Annotated in this window: 17 protein-coding genes; 16 read left to right on the top strand and 1 reads right to left on the bottom strand. The window is 29.8% G+C overall.

Annotation, left to right across the window (positions count from 1 at the left end; translation table 11 throughout):
• Positions 1-175 precede the first annotated feature (175 nt).
• The 4 genes from BM384_RS08725 to BM384_RS08710 all read left to right on the top strand — a co-directional run bounded on the left by BM384_RS08725 (position 176) and on the right by BM384_RS08710 (position 4609).
• Positions 176-640, top strand: a complete 465-nt coding sequence (locus tag BM384_RS08725; protein WP_242945989.1) for an ATP-binding protein DrrA1-3 family domain-containing protein — start codon at positions 176-178, stop codon at positions 638-640.
• 11 nt (positions 641-651) lie between these two features.
• Positions 652-1806: an ABC transporter permease gene (locus BM384_RS08720; RefSeq protein WP_090012923.1), complete on the top strand. Its 1155-nt coding sequence runs from the start codon at positions 652-654 to the stop codon at positions 1804-1806.
• Positions 1799-2752 carry an ABC transporter permease gene (locus BM384_RS08715; protein WP_090012921.1) on the top strand — a complete coding sequence of 318 codons (954 nt, stop codon included), beginning with the start codon at positions 1799-1801 and terminating at the stop codon, positions 2750-2752. The genes BM384_RS08720 and BM384_RS08715 overlap by 8 nt, the downstream gene beginning before the upstream one ends.
• 414 nt (positions 2753-3166) lie before the next feature.
• On the top strand, positions 3167-4609 hold the full coding sequence (locus tag BM384_RS08710; protein WP_090012920.1) for a DEAD/DEAH box helicase: 1443 nt from the start codon (positions 3167-3169) through the stop codon (positions 4607-4609).
• A gap of 341 nt (positions 4610-4950) precedes the next feature.
• Here BM384_RS08710 and BM384_RS08705 read toward each other — a convergent pair whose 3' ends face one another.
• Positions 4951-5922 (bottom strand): alpha/beta hydrolase, encoded by a 972-nt coding sequence (locus BM384_RS08705; RefSeq protein WP_090012918.1) that lies wholly within the window; start codon positions 5920-5922, stop codon positions 4951-4953.
• Positions 5923-6215: 293 nt separating this feature from the next.
• Here BM384_RS08705 and BM384_RS08700 point away from each other — a divergent pair, with 293 nt between their 5' ends.
• The 12 genes from BM384_RS08700 (at position 6216) to BM384_RS08645 (ending at position 15827) form a co-directional block, all read left to right on the top strand.
• Positions 6216-6680, top strand: coding sequence for a MarR family winged helix-turn-helix transcriptional regulator (locus tag BM384_RS08700; protein WP_090012917.1), 465 nt, complete (start codon positions 6216-6218; stop codon positions 6678-6680).
• The gene (locus BM384_RS08695; protein WP_090012914.1) at positions 6680-7654 is read left to right on the top strand and encodes a beta-ketoacyl-ACP synthase III; all 975 of its coding nucleotides are present in this window, start codon (positions 6680-6682) and stop codon (positions 7652-7654) included. Before BM384_RS08700 ends, BM384_RS08695 begins: the two co-directional genes overlap by 1 nt.
• A 13-nt stretch (positions 7655-7667) precedes the next feature.
• A complete protein-coding gene (locus tag BM384_RS08690) occupies positions 7668-7886 on the top strand; it encodes an acyl carrier protein (RefSeq protein ID WP_090012913.1) in 219 nt (72 codons plus the stop codon).
• 95 nt (positions 7887-7981) lie between these two features.
• Positions 7982-8923 carry an enoyl-[acyl-carrier-protein] reductase FabK gene (gene fabK, locus BM384_RS08685; RefSeq protein WP_090012911.1) on the top strand — a complete coding sequence of 314 codons (942 nt, stop codon included), beginning with the start codon at positions 7982-7984 and terminating at the stop codon, positions 8921-8923.
• A complete protein-coding gene (gene fabD / locus BM384_RS08680) occupies positions 8916-9857 on the top strand; it encodes an ACP S-malonyltransferase (protein WP_090012910.1) in 942 nt (313 codons plus the stop codon). The genes fabK and fabD overlap by 8 nt, the downstream gene beginning before the upstream one ends.
• An 18-nt stretch (positions 9858-9875) precedes the next feature.
• Entirely contained in the window at positions 9876-10616 is a 741-nt protein-coding gene (gene fabG / locus BM384_RS08675) for a 3-oxoacyl-[acyl-carrier-protein] reductase (protein ID WP_090012908.1), read from the top strand.
• Between the two features lie 14 nt (positions 10617-10630).
• Positions 10631-11869, top strand: a complete 1239-nt coding sequence (gene fabF, locus BM384_RS08670; RefSeq protein WP_090012907.1) for a beta-ketoacyl-ACP synthase II — start codon at positions 10631-10633, stop codon at positions 11867-11869.
• Between the two features lie 19 nt (positions 11870-11888).
• Positions 11889-12374, top strand: a complete 486-nt coding sequence (accB, locus tag BM384_RS08665) for an acetyl-CoA carboxylase biotin carboxyl carrier protein (RefSeq protein WP_090012905.1) — start codon at positions 11889-11891, stop codon at positions 12372-12374.
• A 1-nt stretch (position 12375) separates the two neighbouring features.
• On the top strand, positions 12376-12801 hold the full coding sequence (fabZ, locus tag BM384_RS08660) for a 3-hydroxyacyl-ACP dehydratase FabZ (protein WP_242945988.1): 426 nt from the start codon (positions 12376-12378) through the stop codon (positions 12799-12801).
• Between the two features lie 5 nt (positions 12802-12806).
• A complete protein-coding gene (locus BM384_RS08655; RefSeq protein ID WP_090012901.1) occupies positions 12807-14153 on the top strand; it encodes an acetyl-CoA carboxylase biotin carboxylase subunit in 1347 nt (448 codons plus the stop codon).
• Entirely contained in the window at positions 14153-15022 is an 870-nt protein-coding gene (gene accD, locus BM384_RS08650; RefSeq protein WP_090012899.1) for an acetyl-CoA carboxylase, carboxyltransferase subunit beta, read from the top strand. Before BM384_RS08655 ends, accD begins: the two co-directional genes overlap by 1 nt.
• Entirely contained in the window at positions 15015-15827 is an 813-nt protein-coding gene (locus BM384_RS08645) for an acetyl-CoA carboxylase carboxyltransferase subunit alpha (protein WP_090012897.1), read from the top strand. The genes accD and BM384_RS08645 overlap by 8 nt, the downstream gene beginning before the upstream one ends.
• The last annotated feature ends 204 nt before the right edge of the window (positions 15828-16031 follow it).

The following is a 16031-nucleotide window of genomic DNA, read 5'->3' as shown; positions in this document are numbered from 1 at the left end:
GTTATAAAAAGAATTATGTATGGTAGATGTAGTTTTGAAACTTTGAGAATGAAAGTTATTAAATTGGAAAGTTTAAAAGTATGATGTTATATACTAATGATATTCAACTAACATTGGAAAGAACCACTTTTAGTATGTGTTAAACACCATAGCTCATTCTCCTAGACTTATTATTATGGATGAACCTACTGTTGGTATTGATCCCCAGTCTAGAAATCATATTTTAGAATCAGTTTTAAAGCTTAGAGATGAGGGTGCAACAATAATTTATACATCTCATTATATGCAGGAAGTTGATGATATTTGTGACAGAATTTCTATTGTAGATAAAGGTCATATAATTGCAGAGGGAACTAGTGAAGAACTTAAAAATCTTGTTTCAAGTAAGAGTATTTATGATTTGAAATTAAATAAAAAGATAGAGGGACTTGAAGACTGCTTTAAGGAAATAGCAGGAATTGAAAAGGTATCAAACAATAATGAAGAGTATAAGATTTCTTCTTTAAAGAGTAAAAATGTACTTACTGAAATTGTTGAAACTGTTATTAAAAATGGTGGAGAAATCAGAAGTATTTCAGATAATGAACCAAGCCTTGAAGCTGTATTTTTAGCTCTTACAGGTAAAAATTTAAGAGACTAGGAGATGAGTAAATGTTTATAAATATGATTAAAAAAGAATTTATTCAGCTTTTTAGAAATAAGGGAAATGTATTTATGCTTTTTGCTTTTCCTATAATTCTTATAACAACTTTAAGTATTGGACTTAAAAGTATGATGGAATTTGATAATGATATTTTTGATAATGATGGAGAGAAGTCAATTATTTATTATGCAGAAGAAGAGGGAAGTGAAGAATATTCTATTGGGTTTAATAGCTTTATTCAAGGAGTAGAGGATGCTGTAAGTATAAACTTTGAGAAGGTTACTTCTTTAGATGAAGTTAAAGATAAGGTGGATAAATATGAAGCTGTTGCCTTTGTTGATATTACCCCAGATGGGTTTTCTATGTATTCTTCTAAAAATGGAGAAAAGACACCTGCTAAAATATTCAAATCTATGATGGATAATGTTCTTATAAACTATTCTGTATATAACGTAGTAAGGGAGTACAACCCTGAAAATTTAAGAGATATGGTTAAATCAGAGTACAATGAATATATTGAAAATCAGGATATGGGGGGAGTTAGAAATATGACTTCCACAGAATTTTATACCTTTGCTGAACTTGCTCTTATAATTCTTTATGTTTCAACTAGTGTTTCAGAAAGTGTTTATGAAGAAAAAGTTCTTAACACTTTAAACAGAATAAAGTTATCTAAGTCAAGTGAACATCTTATAATTTTTTCTAAGGTATTCATGGGATGGGTAATTTCAATAATGCAAACAACTTTAATTTATTTCTATACATCAATATTTTTAAAGCTAGATTGGGGAAGCCATGTATTTAAATTATTTAGCATGTTTACTGCTTTAGGGTTATTTGCTTCAACTTTAGGAGCTTTGGTTGGATATTCTTCTAAGAAGGATACTGCAGGTGCTCAGATTTTAAGTGGATGTATATTTTTAATATGTTTCCTTGGAGGATGTTATGTGCCTTTAGTTCAAGTTATACTTATTCCAGTTATAAATAAACTTGTTTATATCAGCCCTATTTATTGGATAGATACAGCAGCAAGTAGCATTTTATGTAACATAGAATCAAATGCATATACAATAGCTATGATTTTGCCTTTATCATTATCAGCTATTTCAATTATATTGTATTTGATTTTTGTGAGAAGAAAAGGAGGTATGGCAAATGCTTAATATAATGAAGGTAATCTTTAAAATACTTTTTAAGCGTAAGGGTTTTATACTTACAACATTTATTCTTCCTTTGGTACTAATAATAGCAATATCAGGTTTAAGCAGAAGTAATTCTTCTTACAATATAGGAATGATAGATAAGGATAAAGGAGAGTTTGGACAAGTTATTGAAGATAGCCTTAAAAGTTCTGAAGCCATTAATTTAATAAATCTTGAAGAGGGAGATTATTCAGAAGATATTATTTTTCATAAATATGAAATGATAGTTACAATTGATGAGGATTATACAGATAAAGTTATAAAGGGAGATTTAAGTAAGATAAAATATAGAACTTTAAATGAAGGAGAAATGTCTAGTATAGTTGAAAGTTTAATTGAAAATCAGTCTAGTTCTCTTTATACCATTTCTAAAAATATAGATATTGAAAAAGTAGATATTAATAGTGTAATAGATACCTTTAAAAATTCAAAACCTGATTTTACAGAAGTGAAAACTGCAAAAAAATCAGGAAAAGTTAGTGATTCCTTAGGATTGATATTTTATATAATATTTATTTCTTCAGGTCTTGCATGTGTATTTTTACTTGAAGATGAAAGGCTTGGAACTAAGGATAGAACAATAATGAGTAAGGTTAGTGAAAAAAAGTACTATGGAGCTCATGTATTAATTTATATGATTCTTGGTTCAATTCCAGCTTTTGAATACTTTATATTCTGTAATTTATTAAATATTGATTTTAAAATAGAAAATAAAATATGGCTCCTTATTATAGTTCTATCATTATCCCTTTTAGCAGTTACCTTTAATATTTTTATTACTTCTATAATAAAAAATAAAGGTGTATATAACCTTGTAAATTCATGTTTAACTATACCAATGTTTATGCTTAGTGGATGCTTTTGGCCTTATGAAATGATGAGTGAAACTTTACAAAATGTAGGATAAATTCTTCCAACTAGATGGCTTTTAGAAGCTTATGAAAACCTACAGAAAGGGTGTAATATATCAGAAATTATGCCTAATATATTTGGTATTATAATCTTATCATTATTATTCTTTGTTATGTCTATATATTTTACTAAACATAGAGTAGCTTTAATTAAAAGAAATGTATAAGAAGTGAAATAAAAAGGTGCATTTGAATATGCATCTTTTTTGTGTTTCTACAAAAATTTTTGCCATAGTGGTCTTTACTAGAGAAATGTTGTTAAGGTACTTAAGGCACATTAGCTTAAGAAATAAGAGGATAAATGTATAAATATATGTTATTATCTTTAAGGATAATATATATTCATAGGTTAAAAATAATTATAAGGATGAAAAAACTGAAATAAGGTTATTAATAAAAGGAGAATTATAATGAAAAATAAATTTGAAAATTATGATTTAAGCAGTGAAATATTAAAAGCTGTTTCTGATTTAGGATATAAGAACTTAACAGAGGTTCAAGAAAAAGTAATAGAACCTGCTTTAGAAGGAAAAGACATGATAGTAAAGTCTCAGACTGGTTCTGGAAAAACTGCAGCTTTTGCTATTCCTTTATGTGAAAAGATTGTATGGGAAGATAATGAACCTCAAGTACTTGTACTTGCTCCAACAAGAGAACTTGCACTTCAAATAAGTGAAGATTTTAAAAACATAGGAAGATATAAAAGATTAAAGTCACAAGCTGTCTTTGGAAAATCTCCTTTTAAAGACCAAGCAAGAGACCTTAAGCAAAAAACTCATATAGTATGTGGTACTCCAGGAAGAGTTATGGATCATATTGAAAGAGGAACTCTTAATATTTCAAATATTAAGTATTTAGTAATTGATGAAGCAGATGAAATGCTTAATATGGGGTTTATTGAACAGGTAGAAAAGATTATTAAGAAGATGCCTACGAAAAGACAAACCATGCTATTTTCAGCAACAATACCTGAAGAAATTAAGTCTCTTTGCAAAAAATACATGAAAAATGAAGAAAACATAGAAATTGAAAGAAAAAGTATTGTAAACAGCAATATTGAACAAATGAAAATAGTAGTAGATGAAATGGGGAAATATGAGCTGCTTAATAATATTCTTCTAAAAGAAAAACCTAAAGCCTGTATGATTTTCTGTAGAACTAAGGAAAATGTAGATAAGGTTTTTGCATATTTAAAAAAGAAATCTTATTCCGTAGAAAAGCTTCATGGAGGAATGATGCAAAAAGACAGAACTAAGATTATGGAAGATTTTAAGCTTAAGGCTTTCAGAATTTTAATAGCAACAGATGTAGCAGCAAGAGGTATAGATGTAGATAACATAACTCATGTAATAAATATTGATATTCCTATGGAAAAAGAAGCTTATGTACATAGAATAGGAAGATGTGGAAGAGCCTCTAATAAAGGAAAGGCTATAACTTTTGTAACTCCTTATGAAGGAAAGTTTTTAAAAGAAATTGAAGAATACATAGAAACTGAAATTCCAGAAGAATCAAAGAAAATTTTTAATTTAACTTCTGAAGAAAAAGAAAAGGGTACTGAGTTTTTAAAGCAGACTATGAAAAAGACTGCAAAGAAAAGCAAAAATGTAGGAAAAGATATAACAAAGCTTTATTTTAATGGTGGAAAGAAGAAGAAAATAAGAGTTATAGACTTAGTTGGAACTATTTCTAGTATAGAGGGAATAAATTCAGATGATATAGGAATAATTGATGTTCAAGATAATTGTTCTTATGTGGATATTTTAAATGGAAAAGGAAATAAAGTTCTTAATGCTATGAAAGAGAAAACTGTTAAAGGTAAAAAGTTAAGAGTGGAAAAAGCGAAAAAATAAATTCAAGGAAATAATAAGGGAAACAGAGCATCTTTGTTTAAGCATAAGCTGCAAGGGTTGTCTCCCTTTATTTTTCAAATTTCAATTAAGGGGAATGGCTTAGCTACTTTTATAATAGTCTTTCATAAAGAAATGTTGGTAAAATCAATAATTGGGTTTTATAGAATTTAAACTAAATATCTAGAAAACTACCCTTGGTATTTTTAATATTTCTAAGATAAAAATCATAACAACATTTATCTATTAAAGATAAGTATATATTGAAATTCAATATTTATTAAACATTAATTCAATCTTTTTTGTTAGAAATATTAAAACAATAAAGAAGCCCTGATATTTTACTATCTAGGGCCATTGTTAATTACAAAAGTTAAAAAATTAAAAATTAAAGTTTTTGTATCCTCAGAAGAAATATTTGATAAATCATGATTCATATCATTAACTGTAACTAGCTTCACATTATTATTAAATTCTTTACTCTTATTATAAAGACTTAAAGAATTTTCGTAAGGAACCATTGTATCAGCTTTGCTGTGAATAATTAAAGTCTTTGGAAGATCTTTTCTTACATAATTTATAGGACTAAATTTATTTACATAATCCTGATTGCTTTTTAAATTTCCAACAGCAGATGTAATATCATATGTTGCCATAGACATATCTAATGTATTTAAATCAGTAGGACCAAAAAAGTCTACTAAGTATTTAACTTTTGAACTATAAGACGCAAGTTCTTTTGAATCTTGAAAATCATTATTATCTGAATAAGCAGCCATAAGGGATAGATGAGCTCCTGCAGAAACTCCTATAAGGCCTATTTCATCTGTATTGAAATTATATTGTTCGCTATTTTTATAAACCCATCTTATAGCATCTTTAACATCACACACCTGTTTATTAAAGTCTGCTTTTGAGTTTAAAAGTTCATAAGAAACACTTATTATTGTATATCCTTCATCAATAAAGCTTTTTAATAAAGGTGATAAAACTCCAGGAATTGTACTATCACCATAAGCCCAGCTTCCTCCATGAACATAAAGTATTACTGGTGAGCCGCTCTTTGGAAAAGTTTCTGGGTGATATATATCTAAAAAGGTTTTGCTGTCACCTGGTTTATACATGACTTTCTCTTTATTAAGATCTGTGCCTTCTGTTAATATTTTTTCCATATTGCTTGAAGAAAAATTAGTACTATATTCTTTATACTCTTTATAAACATTGTAATATAACATAATTCTGTGCCTAAAGAATATAGAGGTACTTATAGCGGCAATAAGCAGAACCATAAGAAAATATTTTATTATTTTTTTCAAACTCTCAACTCCTCATTTAATTTATCTAAAAGTTTTTTATTTGTATAATATTTTATCATATAAAATTTATTAGTGCCTCAGGAATCAGAAATTTAACAAATTTATCATAATTAATTTTAATTATTTTTAACATAAATATATTTTTTTGAATAATAATGTGAAAATAATACTTATAATATGTATTATATATTTTATGAAAAAATATTGACAATTTACTTTGAGTGTAGTATATTTTGATTGTCAAAGTAATTTTGTACATTTTTTCTTTTAACTGGAATTTTAGGAGGTCCATAATGAATGAAGAAAATGGAGTAATTAATGAGCTACTTGTACAGCTTTTTAATGATGTTCTAGAAGTTGAGGAGGATGCATTAAGCAGTGGTCCTTTGTCAGATCTTTCATTAACAGAAATGCACACAATTGAAGCAATTGGTTTGTATACTGAAAAAACTATGTCAGACGTATCTGAAACACTAGGAATAACTATGGGAACTCTTACTACAGCAATTAATAAGCTTATTAAAAAAGGCTATGTTGAAAGAAAGAGAATTCCAGAAGATAGACGAGTGGTTCTTATAAGTCTAACTAAAAAAGGCAAACTTGCTTATATGCTCCATGAAAAATTCCACAAAGATATGATAAGTGAAACTGTTTATCATCTTACTGATGAAGATAAAAAAATTTTGATATCTTCTCTTAATAAAATAATTAAATTTTTTAATGGGAAAAAAGAATTAGTAAAAAATAAGGAGAAGTAATGAGTAAAATTTATATTAAAAATTTTGGAGCCTATGTTCCTAAAAAAGTAGTAACAAATGATATGCTATCAAAAATAGTAGATACAAGTGATGAATGGATTTCTACAAGAACAGGTATTAAAGAAAGAAGAATATCTGAAGGAGAAAATACTTCTGATTTAGCTGTAAAGGCTATTAATAAGATATTAAAGAAGGAAAATCTTGAAGGAAAAGAAATTGATTTAATAATTACAGCAACATTAACACCAGATAATATTATGCCATCAACAGCCTGCATAATTCAAAAAAAAATAGAAGCTGAAAAAGCAATGGCTTTTGATATAAATGCAGCATGTTCAGGATTTATGTATGCCCTTGAGGTAGCATATTCCATGATGGAAATGAATAAAAAATATAAAAATGTTCTAGTTGTTGGTAGTGAAGTTTTATCTAAAATAGTAGACTGGAAGGATAGAAATACATGTGTGCTATTTGGTGATGGAGCAGGTGCAGTTTTACTTCAAAGAGGAAATGAAGAAAAGTTAACTGATTTTTATTCATATTCTCAAGGCAAAAAAGGTGATGCTTTAGTATGTGGAGGATTAGATATTTTAAATCCTTATGTATCCCTTAAACATCCTTTAGATAATCATGTAAAAATGGATGGACGTGAAATTTTTAAATTTGCTTCTAGAGTAATGATTGATGCAATAAAGACATTAGCTCAAAATAATAATATTGATATTAATGATATTGATTTTATTGTACCACATCAAGCTAATGAAAGAATTATTAAATATACAGCAGATAAATTACACATAAGTTTTGATAAGTTTTATTTGAATTTAGATAAGTATGGTAATACATCATCAGCATCTATTCCAATGGCTTTATCAGAAATGAATGATAAGGGACTTATAAAATCTGGAATGAAAATAGTTATGGTAGGCTTCGGAGGAGGCCTTACAGTAGGAAGTATATTAATTGAAATTTAAGGAGGATATATTAATGTTTGAAGAAATAAGAGAAATAATATGTAATGAATTAGAAGTGAAAATGGAAGAGGTAAAGTTAGAAACAACTTTTGAAGAATTAGGAGCTGACTCATTAGACTTATTCCAAGTTGTAATTGAAATAGAAGATAAATATGGAATTCAACTTGAAGATGCTGAAAAGATTAAGAGTGTAAAAGATGCTGTTGACTATGTTGAAGCTAAATTAAACTAATAATTTTTTAACTTTAGATAAATCGGGCTTTAAAAAAGAGCCCGGTTTATTATTTAATATCTATGTTTTCATAAGATTAAGATGGAGGAATTATTATGGAACAAAATGAAATCTGTAAATTATTAAATATACAGTATCCAATATTGCAAGGTGGTATGGCATGGATAGCAGATGCATCTTTAGCAGCTGCAGTTAGTGAAGCAGGTGGACTTGGTATTATTACAGGTACAGCACCAGTTGAATGGATAAGAAGTCAAATAAGAATATTAAGAAAAATTACTGATAAACCTTTTGGGGTAAACATTATGCTTATGACACCTCATGCTGATGAAGTAGCAAAATTAGTTTGTGAAGAAAAAGTACCAGTAGTAACTACAGGAGCAGGAAGTCCAGGAAAATACTTAAATATGTGGAAAGAAAGCGGCATTAAAGTTATTCCAGTTGTAGCTTCTGTAGCTTTAGCTAAGAGAATGGAAAAGCTAGGAGCTGATGCAGTTATTGCAGAAGGAACTGAATCAGGAGGTCATATTGGATCTCTTACTACTATGGCATTAATACCACAAGTTAAAGATGCAGTAAATATTCCAGTAATTGCAGCTGGTGGAATTGCAGATGGAAGAGGAATGGCAGCATCATTTATGTTAGGAGCAAAAGGTATTCAAATGGGTACAAGATTCCTTCTAGCAAAAGAATGTACTGTTCATGAAAATTATAAAAACAAAGTAATAAAAGCCAAAGACATAGATACAGTAATTACAGGAGCAAGTCTTGGACATCCTGTAAGATTGATAAAGAATAAGCTTAGCAGAGAATATGCAAAACTTGAAAAAGAAGCAGCTAATGTAGAAGAACTTGAAAAAATGGGACAAGGTGCATTGAGAAAAGCAGTTGTTGAAGGTGATGTAGATTACGGAAATGTTATGGCAGGACAAATTTGTGGAATGCTTAAAGAAGAAGAATCGTGTTCATCTATTATTAATAACATTATGAGTGAATTTAATAGTTTATTAAGAAAAGCAGGTGAAATTATTGGATAAAAATAAAGTAGCTTTTCTATTTGCAGGTCAAGGTTCACAAAAGCCAGGCATGGGAAAAGACTTATATGACAATAAAGCATGCGTAAAAGAAATTTTTGATAAGGGCCAAGACATTTTAAAAATGAATATTAAAGATCTTATGTTTAATGGTAGTGAAGAAGAGTTAGAGCTTACTGAAAATTCTCAGCCAGCCATAGTTTTAATGTGTCTTGGCATAATTGAATCTTTAAAAGAAGAAGGAATTGAGGCAGGGTTTACGGCAGGACTTTCCCTCGGAGAATATTCTTCATTAGCTTATGCAAAAATGATAGAAAATAAAGATATACTTGAACTAGTAAAGGAAAGAGGAAGGATAATGGGATCTTCTCTTCCAAAGGGACTAGGTAAAATGGCAGCTATATTAAAGCTTGAAGAAGATCAAGTTAAGGAAGTTATAGAAAAATGCAAGGTAAAAGGAATTATTGAAGGCGTTAATTATAACTGTCCTGGTCAAATTGTTATAGCTGGTGAAAATGAAGCTATAGATATGGCTATAGAAGAAGTTAATAAAATAGGTGGAAAAGCTGTAGAACTTAAGGTTAGTGGTCCTTTCCATTCTTCTTTATTAAAGGATGCAGCAGAAGAATTTTATGGTTATTTAAAGGATAGAGAAATAAACAAGCCAAGTGTAAATATTTATTCAAATTATAAGGGAAGTTTATATACAGATGATGATGATTATATGGATATCCTAAAGAAACACATGAAGTCACCTGTTTATTTTGAAAAAATAATAAGAGATATGATAGATAAAGGGGTAGAAGTATTTGTTGAAATAGGGCCAGGAAAGAGTTTATCTGGTTTTGTTAAAAGGATTAATAGAAAAGTCAAAATACTTAGAATAGAAGATCTTAAGACCTTTAATGATACTTTAAAATATTTTAAAGAAAATTAAAATGGGAGGGAATATAATTTGCTAAAAGGTAAATGTGCAATAGTTACAGGAGCATCGAGAGGAATAGGAAAAGCAGTAGCAAAAAAGCTTGCATCTCAAGGTGTAAATATTGTTTTAAATTATAGAAGCAGTGAAGAAAAAGCTATTGAAGTTGAGAATGAACTTAAAGAGTTTGGAGTAGAAGTTTTAAGAGTTAAGGCTGATATAAGTAACATAAGTGAAGCTGAGAATCTTGTAAATAAGGCTAAGGAAAGATTTGGCAAAATAGATATTATGGTTAATAATGCCGGAATTACTATAGATAAGCTTATTATAAGAATGAAGGAAGAGGATTTTGATAATGTAATTAATGTAAACCTAAAGGGAGTATTTAACTGTCTAAAAAGTATAACACCAATTATGCTTAGACAAAAGGAAGGTTCAATTATTAATATTTCTTCAGTAGTAGGTATATCAGGAAATGCAGGTCAAGTAAATTATGCAGCATCAAAAGCTGGAGTAATAGGAATGACAAAATCATTAGCTAAAGAAATTGGAACTAGAGGTATAAGAGTAAATGCAGTTGCACCAGGATATATACAAACTGATATGACAGAAGGTCTTGATGATAAATATAAAAAAGAATTAATGAAACAAATACCTTTAAATAGGCTAGGAACAGCTGAAGATGTAGCAGATGTAGTATCATTTTTAGCTGATGATAATTCAAGATATATTACAGGTCAATGTATTCACGTTGATGGTGGTATGTTAATGTAGGAGGAATAAAGTTTATGGAAAGAAGAGTTGTAGTAACAGGAATGGGAGCAGTTACACCTTTAGGAAATGACGTGGAAAGTTTTTGGAATGGCATTAAAGAAGGAAAAAATGGAATAGACTTTATTAAAGGAATAGATACTTCAAGTTTAAGAGTTAAGATTGCAGGAGAAGTTAAGGACTTTAATCCAGCAGAAAGAGTTGGAAAGAAGGAAAGCAGAAGATTAGATAGATTTTCTCAATTTGCTTTAGCTGCTGCTGATGAAGCAGTAAAATCTTCGAAAATTGATCTTGATAAAATTGATAAAAAGAGATTTGGAGTACTTGTTGGTTCTGGTATTGGTGGTTTAAGAACTCTTGAAGATGATATTAGAAAGTCAGAAAGTGGAGCTTCTAAAAGATTTTCACCATTTTTTATACCTATGATTATTATTAATTTATGCTCAGGAAATATTGCTATAAAGTATGGAGCTAAAGGTATCTGTCAGTCTGTAGTTACTGCATGTGCAACTGGAGCTGATGCTATAGGCCAGGCTTATAGAGCAATTAAGCATGGTTATTCAGATGTTATGATAGCTGGAGCTTCTGAATCTCCTATAACAGTATCTTCTATGAGTGGTTTTGATAGTTTAAAAACTTTAAATACAGGTAATGATCCAAACAGAGCTTCAATACCTTTTGATAAGGAAAGAAACGGCTTTGTAATGGCAGAAGGTGCAGGTATTTTAATTCTTGAAACCCTTGAAAGTGCAGAAAAAAGAGGGGCTAAAATTTTAGCTGAAATCGTAGGTTATGGGGCAAACTGCGATGCTTATCATATAACAGCACCAGCACCAGATGGAGATGATGCTGCTGAATGTATGAAACTTGCAATAGATGAAGCAGGTATAACTCCAGAAGATATATCTTATATAAATGCTCATGGAACATCAACTGAACTTAATGATAGTTGTGAAACTAATGCTATTAAGACATGTTTTGGAGATTATGCTTATAAGGTTCCAATTTCATCTACAAAATCAATGACGGGACATCTTTTAGGTGCATCTTCAGCAATTGAGTCAATAATATGTGTAAAGGCAATTAATGATAAATTTATCCCACCAACTATAAATTATAAAAATAAAGATGAAGAACTTGATTTAGACTATGTACCTAATGTAGGAAGAAGTGCTGAATTAAATTATGTTTTGTCTAATGCTTTTGGGTTTGGAGGACATAATACATCCCTTCTATTTAAAAAGTATTGTAAATAATTTTTAGGAGGATAATTTCATGGATTTTAAAGAAATAAAGGAGCTTATAGATGCAGTAAATTCTTCTGATATTTCTCTGTTTGAACTTACTATGAAGGATACCCATATAAAAATGGATAAATCCCTTAATAGAATTACAAAATTAAGTAATGATGAATTTACAGCTAAGGAAGTATCGCTTGATACAGAAGAAAAAGTTGCTTGTACAAAGACAGAAGAAAAAGAATATGTAAGTAATGAAAAAGTGAAAGAGACAGAAGATAATTTTACAGTAATAAAATCACCAATGGTTGGAACTTTTTATATAGCACCATCTGAAGGAAGTAAAGCCTTTGTAAATAAAGGTGATAAGGTAAATCAAGGTGATGTGTTATGTATAATTGAAGCTATGAAATTAATGAATGAAATTGAATGTGAATTTAAAGGCACAATAGAAGAAATATTAGTTAATAATGGAGACATGGTTGAGTATGGACAACCTATGTTTAAGATTAGGGAGGATTAGAATGGATATTAATGAAATAATGGAAATATTGCCACATAGATATCCTTTTTTATTAGTTGATAAAGTTGAAGAGATGATTCGGGGCAAAAGTATTAAAGCATATAAAAATGTTTCTATAAATGAACCCTTCTTTCAAGGACATTTTCCAGGAAAACCTGTAATGCCAGGAGTTTTAATACTAGAAGCACTAGCTCAGGCAGGGGCATTAGTAGTTCTAAGTATGGATGAATATAAGGGTAAGATCCCTTTATTTGCAGGGGCTGAAAAAGTTAAATGGAGACAGGTTGTTACTCCTGGAGATAAACTTGAATTAAATGTTGAAATGATACGACTTAGAGGAAAAATGGGTATTGGTAAGGCAATTGCTTCAGTAAATGATAAAAAAGCCTGTGAAGCAGAGATAATGTTCGCAATAGGAGACAGGTGATTGAGATGTTAAAAAAAGTACTTATTGCAAACAGGGGAGAAATTGCTGTAAGAATTATAAGAGCTTGTAGAGAACTAGGAATTCTTACAGTAGCGGTGTACTCAGAAGCAGATAAAGAAGCTATACACACTCAGCTTGCAGATGAAGCCATATGTATAGGGCCTGCAAAATCTAGTGACAGTTATTTGAATATAAAAAATATTTTAAGTGCATGTGTATTAAGTGGTGCTGATTCTATTCACCCTGGCTTTGGATTTTTATCTGAAAACGCCAAGTTCGTAAAGATGTGCAAAGAGTGCAACATAGAACTTATAGGCCCTGACTATAAATCTATTGAACTTATGGGAAATAAGGCTATGGCAAGAAAGCTTATGAAAGAGGCTGGTGTTCCTGTTGTGCCAGGGTATGAGGATGTTATTGAAAGTAGAGAAAAAGCCCTAGATATAGCAGAGTCTATAGGATATCCTGTTATGATAAAAGCAGCTGCAGGAGGCGGAGGAAAAGGCATTAGAATAGCTTATTCAAAAGATGAGTTTAAAAAGCTTTATGAAGTAGCTAAGTCTGAAGCTAAAGCATGTTTTGCAGATGATAGGCTTTATATTGAAAAGTTTGTTGAAAGACCAAGACATATAGAATTTCAAATTTTAGCTGATGAATATGGAAATGTAGTTCATTTAGGTGAAAGAGAATGTTCAATGCAAAGAAAAAATCAAAAGGTCTTAGAAGAAGCTCCATCTACTTTTTTAACTGATAGTTTAAGAGAAAAAATGGGTGAAGTAGCAGTAAAGGCTGCTAAAGCTGCAAATTATAAAAGTGCAGGTACAATAGAATTCTTAGTAGATAAAAATGGAAATTTTTATTTTTGTGAAATGAATACTAGAATTCAGGTTGAACATCCTATAACAGAAATGGTAACAGGAATTGATATTGTAAAGGAACAGCTTAAGATAGCTTCTCATGAAAAACTTTCTTTAAAACAAAAAGATATAGTTTTAAGAGGTCATGCTATTGAGTGTAGAATAAATGCAGAAGATCCTGAAAATAATTTTATGCCTTGTCCTGGAACTATTAAGGAATTATTTATTCCTGGAGGCTTTGGAATAAGAGTTGAGTCTGCTGTTTACTCAGGATACAAGATTCCTCCTTTTTATGATTCTATGATAGCAAAACTTATTTCCTTTGGAAAAGATAGAAATGAAGCTATTGTTAGAATGAAGAGGGCTTTAGGCGAATTTGGAATAGGTGGAGTTAAGAGTAATATTGATTTTCAATATTCAATACTACAAGATGAAAATTTTATAAAAGGAAATTATGATACTTCATTTTTAAAAGAAAAGCTGGTGAGTAAATAATGCTTAAGGATTTATTTAAGAAGACTAATCATGGAATAGTTAAAGGTATAGATAAGGAAAGCAGTAAAAAGGCAAACATTCCAAATGGCATGTGGGCTAAATGTGATAAATGTGGAAGTATTATTTATAATGAAGACTTAATATTTAATGAATATGTATGTCCAAGTTGTAACCATCACTTAAGAATTAAACCTAAAGAAAGAATAGAAATAACTTTTGATAGTGGAAGCTTTAAAGAAATGTTTGATAAAATTAAAACTAAAAATCCTTTAAATTTTGAAGGATATGAAGATAAAATTATATCAAGTAAAAAGAGGACAGATAGCAGTGAAGCTGTAGTTACAGGAGTTGGGTTTATAAATGGAGTTAAGGTGGCTTGTGCTATTATGGATAGCTTTTTTATGATGGGAAGTATGGGCACTGTAGTTGGAGAAAGGATAACTTCAATTACTGAATATGCCACAGAAAATAAACTTCCACTCCTCATATTTACTACATCAGGAGGAGCTAGAATGCAAGAAGGGATCCTTTCCCTTATGCAGATGGCAAAGGTAAGTGCAGCTATTGCAAAGCATAATGAAGCAGGACTTTTATATATAACAGTTTTAACAGATCCAACAACTGGAGGTGTCACTGCAAGCTTTGCTATGGAAGGTGATATCATCTTAAGTGAGCCAGGAGCACTTGTTGGATTTGCAGGAAGAAGGGTAATAGAAAATACCATTAATGAAAAACTTCCTGATAATTTTCAAAAGGCAGAATTTCTTTTAGAAAAAGGTTTTATTGATGCAATTATTGATAGAAGACATTTAAGAGAAAAGTTATATGAAATTTTATGTCTTCATGGGGAGGCTATTTATAATGAATAGAGAACTTATAGTTAAGACTAAGGCCTGGGACAAAGTTAATCTTGCAAGAAATAAAGAAAGACCTATTGGAAAATACTATATAGATAATATTTTTGATAATTTTATAGAACTTCATGGAGATAGAGCTTATGGAGATGATAAGGCAATAGTTGGAGGAATTGCATTTTTAAATGGACAGCCTGTAACAGTTATTGCTATTTGTAAAGGTAATAATACTAAGGAAAATATTGAAAGAAACTTTGGAATGCCAAAGCCAGAAGGTTATAGAAAAGCTTTAAGGCTTATGAAAGAAGCTGAAAAATTTAAAAGACCTATTATTTGCTTTGTGGATACACCTGGTGCGTTCTGTGGTGTATCAGCTGAAGAGAGAGGAATGGGTGAAGCTATAGCTAAAAATCTTTTTACTATGAGTAGATTAGAAACTCCTATAGTTTCTGTACTTATGGGGGAAGGTGGAAGTGGAGGTGCTTTAGCACTAGCTGTGGCAGACAGAGTGCTTATGCTTGAAAACTCTATCTACTCAATATTATCCCCAGAAGGCTTTGCATCTATTTTATGGAAGGATGGATCAAAGGCCAAGGAAGCTGCAGAAGTTATGAAAATTACTTCATTAGATCTTAAAGAACTTAAAGTTATTGACAGGATTATAAAAGAACCTTTTGGAGGAGCACATAAAAACCCTTCTAAGATGTGTAAAACCTTAAAAAAGGTATTAATTGAAGAAGTATCTAATCTTAGTAAAATAGATAAAGAAGAAATGCTTAAATTAAGATACAATAAATTTAGAAATATGGGAATAGTTTAAGATGAGATTTACTCTGTCTATTTAAATATAAATGAACACCCTTTTAAGTTTTACTTAAATAGTGGTGTTCATTTTTTAATTCTTAAATAAAGACTGTATTATGAATAAAAGTGATAAAATATGTCAATCATCTTAACAAAGATTTTTTAGGAGATGATGTATTTGAATTCGTATAATTACAATAATGTATTAGAAATAATAAAA

The sequence above is a fragment of the Clostridium sp. DSM 8431 genome, assembly GCF_900116755.1.
Taxonomy (GTDB): domain Bacteria; phylum Bacillota; class Clostridia; order Clostridiales; family Clostridiaceae; genus Clostridium.
Note: the sequence above shows the minus strand (reverse complement) of the source record. Positions and strands in the feature narration are given on the sequence as shown.

Excerpts from the sequence above, each read along its gene's own strand:
- BM384_RS08725 (WP_242945989.1), top strand. The coding sequence starts at position 176 with ATGGATGAACCTACTGTTGGTATTGATCCCCAGTCTAGAAATCATATT.
- BM384_RS08695 (WP_090012914.1), top strand. The coding sequence starts at position 6,680 with ATGAGTAAAATTTATATTAAAAATTTTGGAGCCTATGTTCCTAAAAAA.
- BM384_RS08715 (WP_090012921.1), top strand. The coding sequence starts at position 1,799 with ATGCTTAATATAATGAAGGTAATCTTTAAAATACTTTTTAAGCGTAAG.
- BM384_RS08720 (WP_090012923.1), top strand. The coding sequence starts at position 652 with ATGTTTATAAATATGATTAAAAAAGAATTTATTCAGCTTTTTAGAAAT.
- accD (WP_090012899.1), top strand. The coding sequence starts at position 14,153 with ATGCTTAAGGATTTATTTAAGAAGACTAATCATGGAATAGTTAAAGGT.
- BM384_RS08700 (WP_090012917.1), top strand. The coding sequence starts at position 6,216 with ATGAATGAAGAAAATGGAGTAATTAATGAGCTACTTGTACAGCTTTTT.
- fabZ (WP_242945988.1), top strand. The coding sequence starts at position 12,376 with ATGGATATTAATGAAATAATGGAAATATTGCCACATAGATATCCTTTT.
- BM384_RS08690 (WP_090012913.1), top strand. The coding sequence starts at position 7,668 with ATGTTTGAAGAAATAAGAGAAATAATATGTAATGAATTAGAAGTGAAA.
- accB (WP_090012905.1), top strand. The coding sequence starts at position 11,889 with ATGGATTTTAAAGAAATAAAGGAGCTTATAGATGCAGTAAATTCTTCT.
- BM384_RS08655 (WP_090012901.1), top strand. The coding sequence starts at position 12,807 with ATGTTAAAAAAAGTACTTATTGCAAACAGGGGAGAAATTGCTGTAAGA.
- BM384_RS08645 (WP_090012897.1), top strand. The coding sequence starts at position 15,015 with ATGAATAGAGAACTTATAGTTAAGACTAAGGCCTGGGACAAAGTTAAT.
- fabF (WP_090012907.1), top strand. The coding sequence starts at position 10,631 with ATGGAAAGAAGAGTTGTAGTAACAGGAATGGGAGCAGTTACACCTTTA.
- fabK (WP_090012911.1), top strand. The coding sequence starts at position 7,982 with ATGGAACAAAATGAAATCTGTAAATTATTAAATATACAGTATCCAATA.
- BM384_RS08710 (WP_090012920.1), top strand. The coding sequence starts at position 3,167 with ATGAAAAATAAATTTGAAAATTATGATTTAAGCAGTGAAATATTAAAA.